The sequence below is a fragment of the Cobetia sp. 3AK genome (assembly GCF_029846335.1).
Classification (GTDB): Bacteria; Pseudomonadota; Gammaproteobacteria; order Pseudomonadales; family Halomonadaceae; genus Cobetia; species Cobetia marina.
Genome location: NZ_JARWKR010000006.1, coordinates 221,705 through 239,889 on the forward strand (window position 1 = coordinate 221,705; position 18,185 = coordinate 239,889).

An 18,185-nucleotide genomic window follows, 5' to 3' on the forward strand; every position below is an offset into this window, starting at 1 on the left:
CCCCTCCCGCATCTCGATCTCTACTCGCTGCGCTCGATATCCACGTCGCTGGCGTGGGTGAAGTCATCGAGTGCCATCATGTGGCCAAGCTTGCCGGCCTTGGTCGAGAGGTATTGCTCGTTGTGCGGGTTCAGACCGGTGGTGATCGGCTGACGCTCGCTGATGGTGACGCCATCGCGGGTGAGCGCATCGACCTTGCGCGGGTTGTTGGTCATCAGCTTGAGGGTGCTGACCCCGAGATGCTCCAGCATCGGGACGCAGATATCGTAGCGGCGCATGTCAGCGCCGAAGCCCAGGCGCTCATTGGCTTCGACGGTATCGGCACCGCCATCCTGCAGCTCATAGGCGCGAATCTTGTTGAGCAGGCCGATGCCGCGCCCTTCCTGACGCAGGTAGAGCAGCACGCCACGCCCTTCGGCGGCAATGCGCTTGAGCGCTTCCTGCAGCTGATAGCCGCAGTCACAGCGCATGGAGAAGAGGGCGTCGCCGGTCAGGCACTCGGAATGCACACGGCCCAGCACCGGGGCACCGTCATCGATGTCGCCCAGGGTCAGAGCGATGTGGTCCTTGCCGGTGGTTTCGTCCTCGAAACCGTGCATGGTGAAGGTCGCCCAGGGGGTTGGCAGCCGCGAGGCGGCGATGAATCGAATGGTCACTGTTCACCTCGAACGCCCGAACAATCGCCGGGCTGAAAAAGCACGGGCATGCGGGGACTCGGCAATGTCTCGATGAGTGATTCACGTCATTGGCGGCCAGCATGCAATCATCAGGCGAGTTTACCAGTCTGAAGCGTGCGACTCATCGCCTGCGATGGAAAAGCGTTGTTGCCGACACCACCACAATCCGTGGAAGCACTTCAGGAGGAGAGGCCGGGCGGGTGTCTGGGCGGAAAGCGAGGGGAAAGCCAATGCATTTGTTGCATCGTCGCGATGGGCGGGATTTTGCTCAGGCTCTGATAGAATGCCGGGACATTCCCGAGCTGATGTGTGATTCCGATGACCCTGAAGAATGATCGCTTCCTGCGCGCGCTGGCCCGTCAGCCGGTTGACCGTACCCCTGTCTGGATGATGCGCCAGGCGGGCCGTTATCTGCCGGAATACCGTGAAATCCGCGGTCAGGCCGGTGGCTTCATGGACCTGTGCATGGACACCGCGCGTGCCTGCGAGGTGACGCTGCAGCCGCTGGAGCGTTTCCCGCTCGATGCCGCCATTCTGTTCTCCGACATCCTGACCATCCCGGATGCCATGGGCCTCGGGCTTTACTTCGAGACAGGTGAAGGTCCGAAATTCCGCAAGACGGTGCGCACCGCCGCGGAAATCGAGGCGCTGAGCGTTCCGAACGTCGAGCGTGATCTCGATTACGTCATGCGTGCCGTCTCGACCATCCGCCGCGAGCTGAACGGTCGCGTACCGCTGATCGGTTTCTCCGGCAGTCCCTGGACACTGGCGACCTATATGGTCGAGGGCGGTTCCAGCAAGGACTTCCGCCACGTGAAAGGCTTGATGTATTCCAGCCCGGAAGCCATGCATCAGTTGCTCGACACCCTCGCTCAGGCCGTCACCGATTACCTGAACGCCCAGATCGCGGCGGGTGCCCAGGCAGTGCAGATCTTCGATACCTGGGGCGGCACCCTGTCCACACCGGCCTATCTCGAGTTCTCGCTGCGTTACATGGAGCAGATTGTCGCTGGCCTCAAGCCTGACAGCGAAGGCAATCGCGTGCCGGTGATCCTGTTCACCAAGAATGGCGGCCAGTGGCTCGAGCACATCGCCGCCAGCGGTTGTGACGGTGTCGGCCTGGACTGGACCACCGAGATGTCGGATGCGCGCGCGCGCGTCGGCCATCGCGTGGCCTTGCAGGGCAATCTGGACCCGAATGCGCTGTTCGGCACTCCCGCCGCGATTCGTGCCGAAGTCGGCCGCATTCTCGATAGCTACGGTCAGGGGCCTGGCCACATCTTCAACCTGGGGCATGGCATCAGCCAGTTCACTGACCCGGGCAACGTCAATGCTCTGATGGACGCTCTGCATGAGCTGAGCCCCGCCTATCATCAGGATGACACCGCCAACGCCACGCCGCTGGCGCGCGATTGAACCATGTCACTGATGGCTGACAGCCCCGCCGTGTCTTTCATGGCGGGGTATCACGCATGACGCCGCTGGAGCAGCGCCTCGCGCCGAGACGAGGCTGGGCGTGCGTGGCACTGTTCTGTCTGCTGCTGATCCTGTTCGGCACGCTCTCGCCGGGTGAGCCTCACCCGGAGCAGACCTTCCCCTGGGACAAGCTGCAGCATTTCTCCGCCTTCGCCTTGCTGGCACTGACCACGCGGCTGGCCGGGTTGAGCAGTCTTGTCATCCTGCCCGCCTTGCTGCTGCTGGGCGTTGGCATCGAGGGGCTGCAGCTGGTGATTCCCTATCGCGGGGCAGAAGTGCTGGATGCGCTGGCGGATTTCCTCGGCATTCTTGCCGGGCTTGGCTGCCACCTGGGCGGACGTCTGATGGTGCGCCTGAGCCGCCTGTGACGGGCCGTGTGCCAGGCCTCTACCCGCCAGAAGAGGCCTGGCGGGTGAGTCGTTGGTCATCGCGCGTCAACCCCAGTGCCTCGAGATCGTGCACAAGCTCTTTCCACTCCGCGTGTCTTTGGCTATGGTGCTGCGCCTGAGTCCTGTTGATTGATCAGGACTGCATCGCCCGATGACGCGTGCGTCGATGATTCAGGCCTTGAGGGTCTGATGTCCCGTCCTCTTATTCATACCTTGATATCCGACTCCGATATCCCTTGTGAGGGTTCTCATGACCGAACATCTCGATGGCTCCTGGTTCACCGAAATCTTCGACCGCCACGGCAGCGCCTTCTCGCTCAAGGTCAGCCACAAGCTGCATGACGAGCAGACGCCTTATCAGCACCTTGAGGTCTATGCCACCGAGACCTACGGCAATCTGATGGTGCTGGACGGCTGCGTGATGCTGACCGACCGCGACAACTTCCTCTATCACGAGATGATGTCGCATCCGGCGCTGTTCACCCACGCGGCCCCCAAGCGTGTCGTCATCATCGGGGGGGGCGACTGTGGCACCCTGCGTGAGGTGCTCAAGCACCCGGGCGTGGAGAAGGTCACCCAGATCGACATCGATCCGGCGGTCACGCGGGCTTCCGAGCAGTTCTTCCCGGCACTGGTCGAGTCCAATGATGACCCGCGTGCCGAGCTGCTGTTCGAGGATGGCGTCAAGTGGGTCGACAACTGCCCGGACGAGAGCATCGACGTGCTGATCGTCGATTCCACGGATCCGGTCGGTCCGGCGGAAGGTCTGTTCAAGACCGACTTCCTCAAGCGCTGCCACCGTATCCTCAAGCAGGGGGGGGTGATGGTGCAGCAGAGCGAGTCGCCGCTGTATCACACCGACTCCATCATCAAGGACCTGCGCAACGACATGGGCGAAGCGGGCTTCGACAGCGTCGCGACCCTGCCGTTCCCGCAGCCGGTATACCCGTCTGGCTGGTGGAGCTGCACCCTGGCGGGCAAGGGATGTGACGTGAAGTCCTTCCGTGAGGAAGACGCGGCTGCGGCCAGCTTCGCGCGCGATTTCTATACTGTGGAAGGCCATCGTGCCGCCCTGGTACTGCCTCCCTTCATGCAGCGTCTGCTGGAAGACTGAGTCATCCAGAAGCGCATCGGGGCGTGAAGAATGCGTTTCAGTGCGCGGTAGCGTTGAGTCAGGGTGGCTGCGACATTGGTCGCAACTCCCCAGACCGGAGCGCAGGAAAGTTCAAGAACGGCCGTTTCGTCATGAAACGGCCGTTTTTATTTTGCACCGATATGAAGCGAACGAGGCGTCAGACGCCACTATCTGCACGCTTGTCTCGCCATATGATCGACGGTCGGCATCGGGAGGTTTGGCCGTTTTCACTGCCGTTCGGCTGTTTTTTCAGCGTTGAACGCAGCGGATCACACGATAGGCGGAAATTGGAACGGAGCTTGCTATTGTCGAGGGGTGCCATGCACAGCATTGCACCATCACCGTCTCGGGGTGTTTCCGAGCGGATTCCAGACATACGCGAGGGATTCAAGATGCATAACAACAAGAAGCCACTGCTGATCGCTAGCGCCGTCCTCCTGGCTGCCTCGGTAGCCAGTGGTGCCAGTGCCGCGACTCTGGATAGCGTCAAGGAAAAGGGCTTTGTCCAGTGTGGTGTCAGCACCGGTCTGCCGGGCTTCTCGGCGCCGGATGACGCCGGCAACTGGCAGGGCCTGGATGTCGATGTCTGCCGTGGTGTCGCGGCGGCTGTGCTGGGTGATGCCAGCAAGGTGCGCTACGTCCCGCTGACGGCCAAGGAGCGCTTCACCGCGCTGCAGTCCGGTGAAATCGATGTCCTGTCGCGCAACACCACCTGGACCGCCACGCGTGACACGTCTCTGGGCCTCAACTTCGCCGGCGTGAACTATTACGACGGCCAGGGCTTCATGGTCAGCAAGGACCTGGGGGTCTCCAGTGCCAAGGAGCTGGATGGCGCGGCGGTCTGTATCCAGTCCGGTACCACCACCGAGCTGAACCTGGCGGATTACTTCCGCCTCAACGAGATGTCCTTCGAGCCGGTCGTCTTCGACACCTCCGACCAGACCGTCAAGGGCTTCGAAGCGGGCCGCTGTGACGTCCTGACCTCCGACCAGTCCCAGCTCTACGCCCTGCGCATCAAGCTCTCCGATCCGGCGTCCGCCATGGTACTGCCGGAAGTCATCTCCAAGGAGCCGCTGGGCCCCGTCGTCCGTCAGGGCGATGACCAGTGGTTCAACATCGTCAAATGGACCCTGTTCGCTCAGATCAACGCCGAAGAGATGGGGCTGACCTCCGACAACATCGAAGCCAAGAAGTCGGATACCAATCCCAATGTCGCGCGTCTGGTCGGTGCCGATGGCAACTACGGCGAAGCCATGGGGCTCCCGGCTGACTGGGCCTATCAGGTCATCAAGCAGGTGGGCAACTACGGGCAGATGTTCGAGCGCAATGTCGGCACTGGTTCCGCTCTGGGGATCGAGCGTGGTCTGAACGCGCTGTGGACCGACGGCGGCGTCCAGTACGCACCGCCCGTTCGCTGATGCCTCGGCTCGCCTGGAGGTCCAGCGCGAGCCGGGTGAACCGTGACGCAGGCTGAGCAAGGACGCTGGCCAGGGAGAAGTGGCCATACGGCCATTTCCCCTGGCCAGCGTCGTGAGGGGCTTGGTCTGTTCCCCGTGATCCTTTCCTCGAGTGCCGAGAGATAACTGATCTGCCGTTCGATAGGGCGGCAGGCGGAAGTCGCATAGCTTTCCGGCGGAGATTGCCTGTATGACACAACCTGCTTCTCGCCCGCCGGCCACGGTCAAGCCGCCATTCTGGCGTGACCCGGCCAAGCGAGCACTGATCTTCCAACTTCTGATGCTGGCAGGCGTGTTCGGCGTGTTGGCGATCATCGTCAGCAATACCCTGACCAACCTCGAAAGCCGTGGCATCACCACCGGCTTTGCCTTCCTGGACAACACCGCAGGCTTTGGCATTCTGCAAAGTCTGATCGACTATTCCGAGCAGTCCACCTATGGCGATACCTTCATCGTCGGTCTGCTCAACACCCTGCTGGTATCCGCACTGGGCGTCATCGCGGCCACCGTGATCGGCTTCATCATGGGGATCGCCCGTCTCTCCCCCAACTGGCTGATCTCGCGGCTGGCGGCGGTCTACATCGAAGTCTTCCGCAACATTCCCCTGCTGCTGCAGATCTTCTTCTGGTACTTCGCCGTTCTTCGCACTCTGCCGAGTCCGCGAGGTTCGCTGTCGCTGGGCGAGGCCTTCTTCCTCAACGTGCGCGGTCTGTTCGTGCCGGCACCGATCACCTCCAGCGGCTTCTCGGTGGTGATTGCCGTGTTCGTGCTGGCCGTCGTCGCCAGCGGCATCTTCAGCTACTGGAACCGCCAGCGTCAGGCCCGTACCGGTCAGCGCTTGCCGGCGGGCTGGATCTCGCTCGGCCTGATCATCGTGGCGCCGCTGCTGGCCTACTTCGCGATGGGCATGCCGCTGAGCTGGGAGCTGCCGGAACTCAAGGGCTTCAACTTCCGTGGCGGCATCACGGTCGTTCCCGAGTTCCTCGCCCTGTGGGTCGCGCTGTCGGTCTACACCGCGGCGTTCATCGCCGAGATCGTGCGTTCCGGCATCGAGGCGGTGCCTCATGGTCAGACGGAAGCCTCACGGGCGCTGTCGCTGTCAGGTGGCATGACGCTGCGCCTCGTGGTGGTGCCGCAGGCACTGCGCGTCATCATCCCGCCGCTGACCAGTCAGTACCTTAACCTGATCAAGAACTCGTCGCTGGCCACGGCCATCGGCTATCCCGATCTGGTCTCGGTCTTCGCGGGTACCACGCTCAACCAGACGGGTCAGGCCATCGAGGTGATCGCCATGACGATGCTGGTGTATCTGACCATCAGTCTGCTGGTCTCCATGTTCATGAACTGGTTCAACGCCCGCATGGCGTTGGTCGAGCGCTGAGGGTCTGCCCATGTCGATTGAAAAGACCCTGTCACGGGTTACCGAGAAGATGATCGATTCCCGCCCGGCGCCAAGCGACAGCATCGGTGCGGTGGCCTGGCTGCGAGCCAATCTGTTCGCCGGACCGATCAATACGCTGTTCACGCTGTTCGCGCTGTATCTGGTCTACCTGCTGGTGGTGCCCAGCCTGCAATGGGCGCTGATCGATGCCGACTGGAGTGGCACATCGCGTGCTGATTGCACGGGTGAGGGGGCCTGCTGGGTCTTCATCAGTGCGCGCCTCGATCAGTTCATCTATGGCTTCTATCCGAGTGAGGAGACCTGGCGGGTCGATATCGTGTTCGCCATCTTTGCCGTGCTGATCGCCTGGCTGGCGATTCCGAAACTGCCGGCAAAGGGCTGGGTCGCCATCGTCACGCTGGCGGTCTTCCCCTTCATCGCCTACTTCCTGCTGCATGGTGGCAGCTTCGGGCTCGAGGTCGTCGGCACCCACGAGTGGGGCGGCCTGATGCTGACACTGGTGCTGGCGGTGGTGGGCATCGTGGCGGCATTGCCGCTGGGGATCCTGCTGGCGCTGGGACGGCGTTCCGAGATGCCGATCGTGAAGAGCATCTGCGTCGTGTTCATCGAGTTCTGGCGCGGGGTACCGTTGATCACCGTGCTGTTCATGGCCTCGGTGATGTTGCCGCTGTTCGTGCCCGGTGAGGTCAATCTGGACAAGCTGGTGCGTGCGCTGATCGGCATCACCCTGTTCCAGAGTGCCTACATGGCGGAGGTGGTGCGTGGTGGCCTGCAGGCGATCCCGAAAGGGCAGACCGAGGCCGGCATGGCGCTGGGGCTGGGCTACTGGCGCAACATGGGGCTGATCGTGCTGCCCCAGGCGCTCAAGATGATGATCCCCGGCATCGTCAACACCTTCATCGCCCTGTTCAAGGACACCTCGCTGGTACTGATCATCGGGCTCTTCGATCTGCTCGCCATCGTGCAGGCCGGTCTCGCCGACCCCAAATGGCTGGGCTACTCCATCGAGGGCTATGCCTTCGTGGCACTGGTCTTCTGGGTCTTCTGCTTCAGCATGTCGCGCTACAGCCAGTATCTCGAGCGCCTGCTGCATACCGGTCACAAGAAGCGCTGATCACGGCGCCAAGGAATCTTCATCATGACAACGACAACATCCGCCTCGCAGGGCAACACCGGTGCCGATGAGCGCCCGATGATCGAACTCAAGGGTCTCAACAAGTGGTACGGCGACTTCCACGTGCTGCGTGACATCAACCTGAGCGTGCGCAAGGGCGAACGTATCGTCATCTGCGGGCCTTCAGGGTCCGGCAAGTCGACGATGATCCGCTGCATCAACCATCTCGAGGAGCATCAGGAAGGCGATATCGTGGTCAACGGCATGCCGCTGACCCAGGACATCAAGCAGATCGAGGCGATCCGTCGCAACGTCGGCATGGTCTTCCAGCACTTCAATCTGTTCCCGCATCTGACGGTGCTGGAGAACTGCTGTCTGGCGCCGATCTGGGTACAGAAGCGGCCACGCCGCGAGGCGGAAGCCGAAGCCATGAAGTACCTGGAGCGGGTGCGCATCGCCGATCAGGCCCACAAGTTCCCGGGGCAGCTGTCCGGTGGCCAGCAGCAGCGTGTCGCGATCGCACGCTCGCTGTGTCTGAGCCCGGAGGTGATGCTGTTCGATGAGCCGACGTCGGCGCTGGACCCGGAGATGATCAAGGAAGTGCTGGATGTCATGGTCGAACTGGCCAATGAAGGCATGACCATGCTGTGCGTGACCCACGAGATGGGCTTCGCCAAGACGGTGGCGGATCGTGTCATCTTCATGGATCAGGGGCAGATCATCGAAGAGAACGCGCCGGAGCCGTTCTTCAACAATCCGCAGTCCGAGCGGACCCAGCTGTTCCTCAGCCAGATACTGGGGCATTGAGGCCACGGACTGATCGGATGATGTGAGCCGCAGAAAAGACAACGCCCTGTGTGATGACAATCACGCAGGGCGTTTTCGTATGTCTTCCACAAGGGCGTCAGTGAGTGCTTGCTTCGCCCTAGCGTCACCCATCGTGACATGTCATCAGAGGCTGGGCTCCGTCCTGCGTGCCTCGGTGCTGCTGGTGTCCGGAAGCTCATCGTCGCCGCCCAGGCTCGGTTCCTGCGGCTTGGCGGCGGCCTTGGACGATGCTTCGGCAGGCGTCGGTGCCGCCGGTGTGGCAGCTGATGCCTCTTCGCCCTCGCGCGGCCAGGTGACACTGCGCGGCTTGCCGACCCAGCTGTCGTCATCGTCATGCACGGCAGGGCGACGTGAGATGGAGCGCGTGACAAGCGCGGCCGCATCCAGCGAGTGGTTGGCGCCACGTACGCTCATCACGTGATGCGGTGCCATCAACAGCTCGAACAGCAGACGCGTGAGAACGAAGGCCAGCAGGAAGCCGCCGACACCCTGAGACAGGACTGGCCATTGTGCCAGCAGTGAATTGTCCGGCCCGATGGGCGTCAGGTGCTGCAGCGTCCAACCGGTAGCCGCGACCAGAAGGCCCAGCTGAATCGACAGGTGAGCGGTGACCAGCACACGGCGGGGCAGTGGGCGGCGCATCAGGAGCAGATCGCGCATCGAGACATCTCCGGAACAGAGCAAAAGAGTGAGAGGGCGAGAAAGAGGACAGAGCGGGCCCTGTGTGCAGCGGATGTTAGCACGCACTTCGCCAGCCGCGTCATGTCCGGGAGTGGCGACGGCCATGTCGTCATGTCGGCAATTCTCCTCGCTTGGGTGTGGAAAAATTACCCCCACAGTCCGGCAAGGGTTGAATGTTCACTCCGCTGCCAGCATGTCCTCTGATGAACGCAGAAGATGATCGTCAATATCTGATCAACGACGCCTCACGAGAGACAGGGAGTGTGTAAATGGTTACTTACATCGTTGCTGCTGATGCCGCCCGCGCTCGTATCTTTGCCCGTGCTGCCGGCAAGGTCACTGAAGTGGACAGCCTCGTACATCCTGAAAGCCGTCAGCATACCGGTGACTTGAGAACCGGTGGCAAGGGCGAGTCCAGTGGCGGGCACGGTAGCCTGCATCAGACGGGAGATGATGGCGCGACCTCGGACAAGCATCAGGACTTCTTCGCCAAGGAAGTGGCGCAATATCTCAAGCAGGCGGCCAACGACGGCAAGTTTGATCAGCTGATCATCGCTGCCGCACCCAAGTTCCTCGGTGCGCTGCGTGACAAGCTCGACAAGCCGGTGGCCAAGCTGGTCAGCGAGACCGTCGACAAGGATCTCTCCCATGAGAGTGCCGACGACATCAAGCAGCGCTTCACTGGCCTGAATCACTGAAGTCGGTGACATGACGGCAGGGCGTTACACGGCCTGCTGTATCTGAAAGCACCGTCAGCGGACTCGCTGGCGGTGCTTGTGCGTTGGCGTCATGCAATATGGAGGGTAAGTGAGTGCTTGCGTACCTGCGGCCATGCTGCTTCATGGTCACGGTACCTGATGCATCTCGATCTCGTCGCTGCGTGAGGCGGAGCCACTCAGGGTGCGGCAGCTCGTCACGAACTCGCGCATGGCCTGGGTAATGAAGCGGTCGCGATGATGGACGAAGCGATAGGCGCGAGTCAGTTCCAGCCATGGGGTGGGCAGCTCGACCAGGCTACCGCGCCGGAAGGCGTCTCGTAGCGCCAGTCGTGAAACGCAGCCGATTCCCAGGCCGGCCTCCACCGCGCGCTTTATCCCCTCGGTGTGCTCCAGTTCCATCATGATGTCGAGTCGCTGGGCCACGCTGTCCGAGGGGCTCTCGAGGTGTGGGCGCAGTGCCTGCTCGAAGGTGCTGCGGGTGCCAGAGCCCCGTTCACGCATGATCCAGCGCGCCTCCAGCAGGCGTGCGAGCGTCACCTCTCCTCGGGCCAGAGGATGCGAGGGAGCGCAGAAGATGCTCAGGCGATCACTTACCCAGTGCGTGGCTTCCAGTAATGGGTGCTCCACCTCGCCTTCCACCAGCCCGATATCGAGCTCGAAATGCGCCAGCTTCTCGATCAGCTGGTGGGTGTTGAGGACATGCAGCTCCACACGGCTGGCCGGATGATGCTCAAGGAAGCTGCCGACGATCTGGGGAGCCAGGTAGTTGCCGATGGTCAGGGTGGCGCCGATTTCCAGTGAACCGGTGGCATCCTGCTGGCCGAGCAGCTGCTCGAGTTCTTCCGCCTGATCCAGCAAGGCGATGGCCTTGGGAAGCAGTTCGCGGCCAAGGCCATTGAGGCGCAGGCGTTTGCCATGCCGGTCGAACAGGCGACAGTCGAACTGGCGCTCCAGTTCGGCCAAGGCCGTGCTGGCGGCGGACTGTGACATCGCGAGGCTTTCGGCTGCCAGCGAGACGTTGTCGTGGCGTGCCACGGCAACGAAGACCGCCAGTTGTCGCAGGCTGTAACGCATTCCGCCTCCTTGTGCATGCAGGCAGTGTCGAGAGGAGCTCGCTGGCCAGCGCAACACCCGGTTCGCGCTGCAATGTGAAGCAGGCCATTGCCGGGCTTGTAATGCGATTCATTCGCAATCAATATTGATAGTCTGGATAACCTATATCCAGATAAACCATTTAACGCATAACCCAACAGTGACTACAATCGCTGCATAGTTCATTGGGTCATAAGCTGTTATTTGCTTATTCCATAATAGAATGCTTGATTTCAAGGGGCGCGACCCCGGGAGGCCACCAGGTGAGCAGTCTGACCACTACCGAAGTCATCGACGTCCATCATTGGAACGACTCGCTGTTCAGCTTCCGCACCCAGCGGGAAAACAGCCTGCGCTTCAAGAATGGCCAGTTCGTGATGATCGGCCTGGAAGTCGAAGGCAAGCCGCTGATGCGCGCCTACTCGATCGCCAGCCCGAACTACGAAGAGCATCTGGAGTTCTTCTCCATCAAGGTGCAGGACGGCCCGCTGACCTCACGCCTTCAGCACCTCAAGCCGGGTGACCAGATCATGGTCTCGCGCAAGCCCACCGGAACGCTGGTGCTGGACGATCTGCTGCCGGGCGAGAATCTTTACCTGTTCTCCACCGGAACTGGCCTGGCGCCCTTCCTGAGCGTGATTCAGGACCCGGAGACCTATGAGCGCTATGACAAGATCATCCTGATGCACGGTGTGCGCCATGTCTCAGAGCTGGCCTATGCCGACATGATCGCGGAAGAGCTGCCCAAGCACGAGTATCTTGGGGAAGAGATCGCCGAGAAGCTGATCTACTACCCGACCGTGACGCGCGAGGAGTTCCGCAACCAGGGCCGCATCACGGATCTGGTCGAGAATGGCAAGCTGTTCGAGGACATCGGCCTGCCGCCGCTGGACCCGAAGCGTGACCGCGCGATGATCTGCGGCTCGCCGGCGATGCTCGACGATATCAGCGCCATGCTGGATGCCCGTGGCTTCGCCATCTCGCCGAAGATGGGTGTGCCGGGTGACTATGTGATCGAGCGTGCCTTTGTCGAGAAGTGAGCGTGTTGAGAAGTGAGCGTGTCGAGACGTAAGCATGTCGAGAAGTGATGCCCTGAGCATGAACCACGAGCATCACGCATGAACGGCACGTGCTGAAACGAAAAAACCGCAGGCCAATGGCCTGCGGTTTTTTGTGTGCTCATGTCACCCGTCGGGGCAGCACGTCATCGCCAGGGCTTGCACCAGGGGCTTAGACGGCGTCCTTGCCGGTCTCGCCGGTACGGATGCGAATGACCTGCTCCAGCGGCGAGACGAAGATCTTGCCGTCACCGATCTTGCCGGTGTTGGCGACATTGGTGATCGCCTCGATCACGGAATCGATCATGGCGTCATCCACGGCGACCTCGAGCTTCACCTTGGGAAGGAAGTCGACCACATACTCGGCACCCCGATACAGCTCCGTGTGGCCCTTCTGGCGGCCAAAACCCTTGACCTCGGTCACGGTGATACCCTGGACGCCAATCTCGGACAGGGATTCGCGTACGTCGTCGAGCTTGAATGGCTTGATGATGGCAGTGACCAGTTTCATCGTCTCTCTCCTTGGGTGATGGTGCGGGTGGCGTTGCTGCTCGCCACGCCAGCCCCTATTGCTCAAGCATACACCGCTTATCCGGTCAGGAAAAAAGACTCCCGCCAGGTGGCGGGAGTCTTTGGGTGTCGCGTGAGTCTCGATCCTTGATTACTTGCGGCTGGAGGTGAATTCCGGATACGCCTCCATGCCACATTCCGCCAGATCGACGCCTTCGTACTCTTCCTCTTCGCTGACGCGCAGTCCCATGATGGTCTTGATGACCAGCCAGACCACGAAGCTTGCGATGAATACCCAGGCGAAGATGGACACGGCGCCCAGCAGCTGTGCGGAGAAGGTGGCATCGTCATTGGTCAGCGGCACTGCCATCAGGCCCCAGAGACCGACCACACCGTGGACGGAGATGGCACCGACCGGGTCGTCGAGCTTGAGCTTGTCGAGGCCGACGATGGAGAACACCACCAGCAGGCCACCGACGGCGCCGATCAGGGTGGCAGCACCGACACTTGGTGCCAGCGGACCAGCGGTGATGGCGACCAGGCCAGCCAGGGCGCCGTTGAGGGCCATGGTCAGGTCAGCCTTGCGGAACCACAGGCGGGCGAGGATCAGGGCGGCGATGACACCCCCGCAGGCAGCGGCGTTGGTGTTGACGAAGACCTGAGCGACCGCGTTGGCTTCATCGATGTTGGACAGCACCAGCTCGGAGCCGCCGTTGAAGCCCAGCCATCCCAGCCATAGGATGAAGGTGCCCAGGGTCGCCAGCGGCAGATTGGAGCCCGGGATGGCGTTGATCTCACCGTTCTTGCCGTACTTGCCCTTGCGAGCCCCCAGCAGCAGCACGCCAGCCAGTGCGGCGGAAGCGCCTGCCATGTGCACGATGCCGGAGCCGGCGAAGTCACTGAAGCCCGCTTCGCTCAGGAAGCCGCCACCCCAGGTCCAGTAACCCTGGACCGGGTAGATGACGCCCGTCATGACCACGGCGAAGGCCAGGAAGGCCCACAGCTTCATGCGCTCGGCGACTGCACCGGAGACGATGGACATGGCGGTCGCCACGAACACCACCTGGAAGAAGAAGTCGGAACGCGCGCTGTAGTAGATGTCGCCACCGGAAGCGAGCGCTTCCTCAGCGGTATTCTCGGCGCCGATCAAGAAGCCCAGGCTCGGCAGGAAGCCGCCTTCGGCGCTTGAGTACATGATGTGGTAACCGACCACCATGTACATGGTGCAGGCGATGGCGAACAGCGCCACGTTCTTGGTCAGGATCTCGGTAGTGTTCTTGGCGCGTACCAGGCCAGCTTCCAGCATGGCAAAGCCGGCAGCCATCCACAGCACCAGGGCGCCACAGACCAGGAAATAGAAGGTATCAAGTGCGTACTTGACCTCGATGATCTCGTTCATGCGGGATTCTCCTTTATTATTGTGCGCGGGGCTCAGACAGCATCGGCGCCGCGTTCACCGGTACGGATACGGATCACGTCATCCAGCGGGGTGACGAACAGCTTGCCGTCGCCGATCTTGCCGCTGTTGGCTGCCTGGGTGATGGCGTCCAGCACCGTTTCCACACTGCTGTCATCAACAGCCACTTCAATCTTGACCTTGGGAAGGAAGTCGACGACATACTCGGCGCCGCGATACAGCTCGGTGTGGCCCTTCTGTCGCCCGAAGCCCTTCACTTCCGTGACCGTGATGCCTTGCACGCCGTTGTCGGCCAGCGCTTCACGCACGTCGTCCAGCTTGAAGGGTTTGATGATGGCGGTGATCAGTTTCATGTGCTGCCCCCGTTTGCTACCGCAATGATCTGTCATGTTGAGTGCGGCCAATCAGACACTGCTGGTGGCCTGTTCCTGACAAGTGCATCGCACGAGGTATGCCATGAGGTTAAAAAATCTTTAAATTCATCTAGTTGTGCTGAGGGAAAAAGCAGCTCCGCAGCAAGGCCAAAAATGACGGCAAGGAGAACGCCATGGCGATGCACCGCTTTGGTGCCTGAATTGCGGCTTTCGAGGTAGGAGATAGCGCTAATATGGTGCACAAGGTCCGTGCCTGCCGTCAGTGGCGAGAGATTCGGGGTCGAGACATGCGTCAGGCCAGCGGGTTGCGTATCCTTGCAACATGACATGATGTCCCCCACGTTTCGGGGAGATCCTTTTCTCTGACCGACAGCCCCATGATGGGCCCGTCGGCTTGCAATGGCTGAGGTGGAGCATGTTCAAGAACGACGTCATCGGGCGTATGGCCCAGCAGATCGGTGAGCGCCTCCAGGACGCCTCGCACGGCCCGGAAGAGCTGCAGAAGTCCGTACAGGGCGTGATGCGCAGCGCCTTTGATCGCATGGAACTGGTGTCGCGCGAGGACTTCGACATCATGATGGATGTGCTGACGCGGACTCGCGGGCGTGTGGAGTCGCTGGAGAAGCAGGTCATCGCACTTGAGGCGCTGCTGGAGAAGCAGGGACTGGTGGCGGGTGCTGCGTCGACCACCGAGCCTGCCGTGGCGGTGGACGATGAGGGAGAGACCGCGCTGGCAAAGCGGGAAGCCGCCAGCCACGCTGAGGAGATCGAGCGTCAACGCGACGCCTGAATGACATGCTGCCAAAAAAACCGCCACACCCGTCGAGGTGTGGCGGTTTTTTTGTGTCCGTCGCATGAGGCGGGTGCCGGGCAGGTCAGACCGTCTGTGGACGAGACCCCATCAACCAGCGAACCAGGCCCACCAGAGATGCCACGATCCAGAACACCTCGATCACGAAGCTGGCGAGATTGAAGTTGATGCACAGGCTGATCAACAAGAGGATCGCCCCGCTCAGATTCATGAGGTTGTAGGTCAGGCTACGTGCATCGAGTCTGCCAATCTGCAGCAGAAAGAAGGCACCGACCACCAGAGAGGTGCCGAGCATGCCGATGATGTCCGCCATGGGTGCCAGCGAGGCAAGCATGTCTTGCATGAGGTGTTACTCCTGAAACAAGCCGAAGTCGTCCTGAATGGCTGGCCCTTTCCGTGGGTTGGACGATTCTCTGCCACCCTTGGGTGGCCTCCTTGAGACAGCTTGGCGGTTGTATCAGCAGGGCCGAGACAACCGATCAAATATACCAGCAGTCCCCCTCTGAGGCACTCCTGTAGCGCCTGGAGCACCGCCTTGCATGTTCCATGAGCACTCTTCTGGTGCAGGCCCGAGGGCTTGTGATCAGCCAGGTGTTCCATGCCGCCAACTTCGTGAAATATCTGCTAGAACGCGCGTTATTTCATGGAAAAAGCCGGTTGATGGGCTATTTTCAACGTTCAGTCCGCATGAATGTCTCGAGCTGAACAGACACGGCAGCCAGTCCGGCGCATCGAAGGAGGCTGGCATTGGGTGGGGCCTGCGTGACTCTCGGGAAAGGCACTCCCTTCCCGCGCCTCTTCTCTTGAGCCCAGCCTCCTGAGTCATGCCAGGGCGTTTCTCCATTCACTTCTTCATGAACTTCTCCGTGAACTACTTCGTGAAGCTCTTCATGAAATTCATGCCGCGATGTCGACGGGAAACGCTGCCGTTGGTTCATCGTGCGGGTGTCTTGCCCGTTCCGGGTGACGATATTGCCTCTCTGCCGCCTGTTTCGCCGGTCTGGCCGGGTGCTGGAGGAGGGCTGATGTCGCCCTCAAGTGTTGATTCAGAGTGTAATGCGTCACGCTTCGATGAGGTGGTGCGGATCGGTGTCCATATCGATAGGGTTTGGCGTTGCCAGATGATGGATATTTGAGCGCTGGGAAATGCCCTGTCGAGGGGTTTATGTAATGTTATCCGCAGTCGGTATTTTCCTTACGTATCCAGTAACTATAGGGGTTGGTGGCGTAATGAAAATTATGAAACGGGTGGCTGGAATCGCTGATAATACCGTTGCGGTGCAGTGAGGACATGCCGTGTCCGGCAGCGCGAGTGACATTTGAGGAGTGCCGCATCGCCAAGCGTTGAGTCGTGTGCACGCTGGCAGGTATGAGATTTGCCATGCTGGAGGAGATGGCACCGGTATCGTGCCCTCGCGCTCATGGCAGGCGGGTGCCTGCTCCGATTGCGCCGTGCAGCAGAGAGGCGGCATCACGCAGGGAAGACTCATGTCATTGGCAATGTTGCGCACGCGCGCATCTCTTGGTCTTGAAGCTCCGGAGGTGCAGGTAGAGGTACACCTCTCCAACGGGCTGCCGGGGCTCTCCATCGTTGGCTTGCCGGAAGCGGCGGTGAAGGAAAGTCGTGAGCGAGTGCGCAGCGCATTGCTCAATGCAGGCTTCGAGTTTCCAGCGCGCCGAATCACCCTCAATCTGGCCCCGGCTGACCTGCCCAAGGAGGGTGGGCGCTTTGATCTGCCGATCGCACTGGGCATCCTGGTGGCATCCGGTCAGGTGCCGGAAGAGGCCGTGGCGCAGATCGAGTGTCTGGGCGAGTTGGCACTCGATGGCAGCATTCGCTCCGTTACTGGCGTGCTGCCTGCTGCGCTCTGCTGTCGCAAGGCCGGGCGCACCCTGGTGGTGCCGCGTGGCAATGCCGATGAGGCCGCGCTGGCGGAACAGCTGGATGTGCTGTCCGTGGGCCATCTGCTGGAGTTGGTGGCGCACCTTCTCGGGCGTGAGAGGATCACGCCGCATGTCTGTTCCGTCACTCCTCAGGCGCGACTCCCGGAGCCGGACCTGAGCGAGGTGCGTGGCCAGCATCAGGCGCGGCGTGCGCTGGAGATTGCCGCTGCGGGAGGCCACAACCTGCTGTTCGCGGGGCCGCCGGGTACGGGCAAGACGATGCTGGCCAGTCGCCTCTCCGGCATTCTGCCGCCGCTGGGGGAGGCCGAGGCCCTGGAAGTCGCGGCGGTACGCTCGGTCTGCGGGATGCCGATCATGGAGCGCTGGGGCCAGCGGCCCTTCCGGGCGCCGCATCATACCGCCAGTGGTGTCGCGCTGGTCGGGGGTGGCTCCAGACCGCGTCCGGGAGAGGTGTCGCTGGCCCATCATGGCGTGCTGTTTCTGGACGAGCTGGCGGAATTTGATCGTGGTGTGCTGGAAGTGATGCGTGAGCCGCTGGAGAGCGGCCGCATCCTCATCTCGCGTGCCAGCCACCAGCGGCGCTTTCCGGCACGTTTCCAGCTGGTGGCGGCGATGAACCCCTGCCCGTGCGGCTATCTTGGTGACAGCCGTCGCAACTGCAGTTGCACGCCGGCCCAGATCCAGCGCTATCAGGCGCGCCTGTCCGGCCCGCTGCTGGACCGTATCGATCTGCAGGTCGAGGTACCGGGACTGCCTGCCGAGGAGCTGACGTCCGCGACCCCCGGTGAGGCCTCGGACGCAGTGCGCGAACGGGTGCTGGCAGCCCGCGCTCGTCAATTGGCCCGCGGCGGGCTCAATGCCCATCTCGACACCCATGCCCTGGAAGCCGCCTGCCAGCTGGAGGACGGCGAGCGTCAGTGGCTGGCCGGCGTGCTGTCGCGTCTCAATCTTTCGGCGCGTGCCTATCACCGGGTCTTGCGTGTCGCGCTGACGTTGAGCGATCTCATTGCGCAGGATGGCGTGCAGCGGCCCCAGCTGATGGAAGCCATCGGCTATCGTCAGCTGGACCGAATGATGGGGAGAGACCCGGCCCGCCCGGGAGCGGAACAGCGCAGCGCCTGAGCACTGCCTGTCGGGCCG

General features: G+C 61.7%; 19 protein-coding genes. 12 read left to right on the plus strand and 7 right to left on the minus strand.

The genetic code is table 11. The features are described from left to right. Positions 1 to 20 precede the first annotated feature (20 nt). On the minus strand, positions 21 to 656 hold the full coding sequence (gene ribA, locus QD228_RS10710) for a GTP cyclohydrolase II (protein ID WP_077379640.1): 636 nt from the start codon (positions 654 to 656) through the stop codon (positions 21 to 23). 339 nt (positions 657 to 995) lie between these two features. Here ribA and hemE point away from each other — a divergent pair, with 339 nt between their 5' ends. The 7 genes from hemE to QD228_RS10745 all read left to right on the plus strand — a co-directional run bounded on the left by hemE (position 996) and on the right by QD228_RS10745 (position 8,457). Next, a complete protein-coding gene (gene hemE / locus QD228_RS10715; RefSeq protein WP_077380000.1) occupies positions 996 to 2,093 on the plus strand; it encodes a uroporphyrinogen decarboxylase in 1,098 nt (365 codons plus the stop codon). A gap of 56 nt (positions 2,094 to 2,149) precedes the next feature. Further along, entirely contained in the window at positions 2,150 to 2,521 is a 372-nt protein-coding gene (locus QD228_RS10720; RefSeq protein WP_136939468.1) for a VanZ family protein, read from the plus strand. 271 nt (positions 2,522 to 2,792) lie between these two features. Further along, on the plus strand, positions 2,793 to 3,656 hold the full coding sequence (speE, locus tag QD228_RS10725; RefSeq protein WP_077379636.1) for a polyamine aminopropyltransferase: 864 nt from the start codon (positions 2,793 to 2,795) through the stop codon (positions 3,654 to 3,656). A gap of 413 nt (positions 3,657 to 4,069) precedes the next feature. Further along, complete coding sequence (locus tag QD228_RS10730; protein WP_279875551.1) at positions 4,070 to 5,095, plus strand: amino acid ABC transporter substrate-binding protein; 1,026 nt, start codon at positions 4,070 to 4,072, stop codon at positions 5,093 to 5,095. A 229-nt stretch (positions 5,096 to 5,324) separates the two neighbouring features. Further along, positions 5,325 to 6,515, plus strand: a complete 1,191-nt coding sequence (locus QD228_RS10735; protein ID WP_077379632.1) for an amino acid ABC transporter permease — start codon at positions 5,325 to 5,327, stop codon at positions 6,513 to 6,515. A 10-nt stretch (positions 6,516 to 6,525) separates the two neighbouring features. Next, positions 6,526 to 7,650, plus strand: a complete 1,125-nt coding sequence (locus QD228_RS10740) for an amino acid ABC transporter permease (RefSeq protein ID WP_084209521.1) — start codon at positions 6,526 to 6,528, stop codon at positions 7,648 to 7,650. A 78-nt stretch (positions 7,651 to 7,728) separates the two neighbouring features. Beyond that, positions 7,729 to 8,457, plus strand: a complete 729-nt coding sequence (locus QD228_RS10745) for an amino acid ABC transporter ATP-binding protein (protein WP_043331784.1) — start codon at positions 7,729 to 7,731, stop codon at positions 8,455 to 8,457. A 144-nt stretch (positions 8,458 to 8,601) separates the two neighbouring features. Here the strand turns inward: QD228_RS10745 and QD228_RS10750 are convergent, their stop codons facing one another. Then, positions 8,602 to 9,138: a hypothetical protein gene (locus tag QD228_RS10750; protein WP_191236441.1), complete on the minus strand. Its 537-nt coding sequence runs from the start codon at positions 9,136 to 9,138 to the stop codon at positions 8,602 to 8,604. A gap of 290 nt (positions 9,139 to 9,428) precedes the next feature. On the opposite strand from QD228_RS10750, the gene QD228_RS10755 reads away from it, so the two are divergent. After that, the gene (locus QD228_RS10755; RefSeq protein WP_077379624.1) at positions 9,429 to 9,857 is read left to right on the plus strand and encodes a host attachment protein; all 429 of its coding nucleotides are present in this window, start codon (positions 9,429 to 9,431) and stop codon (positions 9,855 to 9,857) included. Positions 9,858 to 10,004: 147 nt separating this feature from the next. On the opposite strand, the gene QD228_RS10760 is transcribed toward QD228_RS10755, so the two are convergent. Further along, entirely contained in the window at positions 10,005 to 10,952 is a 948-nt protein-coding gene (locus QD228_RS10760; RefSeq protein ID WP_077379622.1) for a LysR family transcriptional regulator, read from the minus strand. 281 nt (positions 10,953 to 11,233) lie between these two features. On the opposite strand from QD228_RS10760, the gene QD228_RS10765 reads away from it, so the two are divergent. Beyond that, positions 11,234 to 12,010, plus strand: coding sequence for a ferredoxin--NADP reductase (locus tag QD228_RS10765; RefSeq protein ID WP_279875554.1), 777 nt, complete (start codon positions 11,234 to 11,236; stop codon positions 12,008 to 12,010). A gap of 190 nt (positions 12,011 to 12,200) precedes the next feature. On the opposite strand, the gene glnK is transcribed toward QD228_RS10765, so the two are convergent. The 3 genes from glnK to QD228_RS10780 form a co-directional block, all read right to left on the minus strand. Next, positions 12,201 to 12,539 (minus strand): P-II family nitrogen regulator, encoded by a 339-nt coding sequence (gene glnK / locus QD228_RS10770; protein ID WP_024951507.1) that lies wholly within the window; start codon positions 12,537 to 12,539, stop codon positions 12,201 to 12,203. A 150-nt stretch (positions 12,540 to 12,689) separates the two neighbouring features. Next, the gene (locus QD228_RS10775) at positions 12,690 to 13,937 is read right to left on the minus strand and encodes an ammonium transporter (RefSeq protein ID WP_077379618.1); all 1,248 of its coding nucleotides are present in this window, start codon (positions 13,935 to 13,937) and stop codon (positions 12,690 to 12,692) included. A 32-nt stretch (positions 13,938 to 13,969) separates the two neighbouring features. Then, complete coding sequence (locus QD228_RS10780; protein WP_065392452.1) at positions 13,970 to 14,308, minus strand: P-II family nitrogen regulator; 339 nt, start codon at positions 14,306 to 14,308, stop codon at positions 13,970 to 13,972. A gap of 436 nt (positions 14,309 to 14,744) precedes the next feature. On the opposite strand from QD228_RS10780, the gene QD228_RS10785 reads away from it, so the two are divergent. Next, positions 14,745 to 15,119, plus strand: a complete 375-nt coding sequence (locus QD228_RS10785) for an accessory factor UbiK family protein (protein WP_084209517.1) — start codon at positions 14,745 to 14,747, stop codon at positions 15,117 to 15,119. An 85-nt stretch (positions 15,120 to 15,204) separates the two neighbouring features. On the opposite strand, the gene QD228_RS10790 is transcribed toward QD228_RS10785, so the two are convergent. Continuing rightward, positions 15,205 to 15,483, minus strand: coding sequence for a hypothetical protein (locus tag QD228_RS10790; protein ID WP_205632716.1), 279 nt, complete (start codon positions 15,481 to 15,483; stop codon positions 15,205 to 15,207). Between the two features lie 523 nt (positions 15,484 to 16,006). Here QD228_RS10790 and QD228_RS10795 point away from each other — a divergent pair. Both QD228_RS10795 and QD228_RS10800 read left to right on the plus strand, forming a co-directional pair. After that, complete coding sequence (locus QD228_RS10795; protein ID WP_279875557.1) at positions 16,007 to 16,276, plus strand: hypothetical protein; 270 nt, start codon at positions 16,007 to 16,009, stop codon at positions 16,274 to 16,276. Between the two features lie 352 nt (positions 16,277 to 16,628). Then, positions 16,629 to 18,167, plus strand: coding sequence for a YifB family Mg chelatase-like AAA ATPase (locus QD228_RS10800; protein WP_077379610.1), 1,539 nt, complete (start codon positions 16,629 to 16,631; stop codon positions 18,165 to 18,167). The last annotated feature ends 18 nt before the right edge of the window (positions 18,168 to 18,185 follow it).

What these genes read in the sequence shown, in the direction of transcription:
- hemE (WP_077380000.1), top strand. Translation starts at nt 996, where the DNA reads ATGACCCTGAAGAATGATCGCTTCCTGCGCGCGCTGGCCCGTCAGCCG.
- QD228_RS10720 (WP_136939468.1), top strand. Translation starts at nt 2,150, where the DNA reads ATGACGCCGCTGGAGCAGCGCCTCGCGCCGAGACGAGGCTGGGCGTGC.
- speE (WP_077379636.1), top strand. Translation starts at nt 2,793, where the DNA reads ATGACCGAACATCTCGATGGCTCCTGGTTCACCGAAATCTTCGACCGC.
- QD228_RS10730 (WP_279875551.1), top strand. Translation starts at nt 4,070, where the DNA reads ATGCATAACAACAAGAAGCCACTGCTGATCGCTAGCGCCGTCCTCCTG.
- QD228_RS10735 (WP_077379632.1), top strand. Translation starts at nt 5,325, where the DNA reads ATGACACAACCTGCTTCTCGCCCGCCGGCCACGGTCAAGCCGCCATTC.
- QD228_RS10740 (WP_084209521.1), top strand. Translation starts at nt 6,526, where the DNA reads ATGTCGATTGAAAAGACCCTGTCACGGGTTACCGAGAAGATGATCGAT.
- QD228_RS10745 (WP_043331784.1), top strand. Translation starts at nt 7,729, where the DNA reads ATGATCGAACTCAAGGGTCTCAACAAGTGGTACGGCGACTTCCACGTG.
- QD228_RS10750 (WP_191236441.1), bottom strand. Translation starts at nt 9,138, where the DNA reads ATGCGCGATCTGCTCCTGATGCGCCGCCCACTGCCCCGCCGTGTGCTG.
- QD228_RS10755 (WP_077379624.1), top strand. Translation starts at nt 9,429, where the DNA reads ATGGTTACTTACATCGTTGCTGCTGATGCCGCCCGCGCTCGTATCTTT.
- QD228_RS10760 (WP_077379622.1), bottom strand. Translation starts at nt 10,952, where the DNA reads ATGCGTTACAGCCTGCGACAACTGGCGGTCTTCGTTGCCGTGGCACGC.
- glnK (WP_024951507.1), bottom strand. Translation starts at nt 12,539, where the DNA reads ATGAAACTGGTCACTGCCATCATCAAGCCATTCAAGCTCGACGACGTA.
- QD228_RS10775 (WP_077379618.1), bottom strand. Translation starts at nt 13,937, where the DNA reads ATGAACGAGATCATCGAGGTCAAGTACGCACTTGATACCTTCTATTTC.
- QD228_RS10780 (WP_065392452.1), bottom strand. Translation starts at nt 14,308, where the DNA reads ATGAAACTGATCACCGCCATCATCAAACCCTTCAAGCTGGACGACGTG.
- QD228_RS10785 (WP_084209517.1), top strand. Translation starts at nt 14,745, where the DNA reads ATGTTCAAGAACGACGTCATCGGGCGTATGGCCCAGCAGATCGGTGAG.
- QD228_RS10790 (WP_205632716.1), bottom strand. Translation starts at nt 15,483, where the DNA reads ATGCAAGACATGCTTGCCTCGCTGGCACCCATGGCGGACATCATCGGC.
- QD228_RS10800 (WP_077379610.1), top strand. Translation starts at nt 16,629, where the DNA reads ATGTCATTGGCAATGTTGCGCACGCGCGCATCTCTTGGTCTTGAAGCT.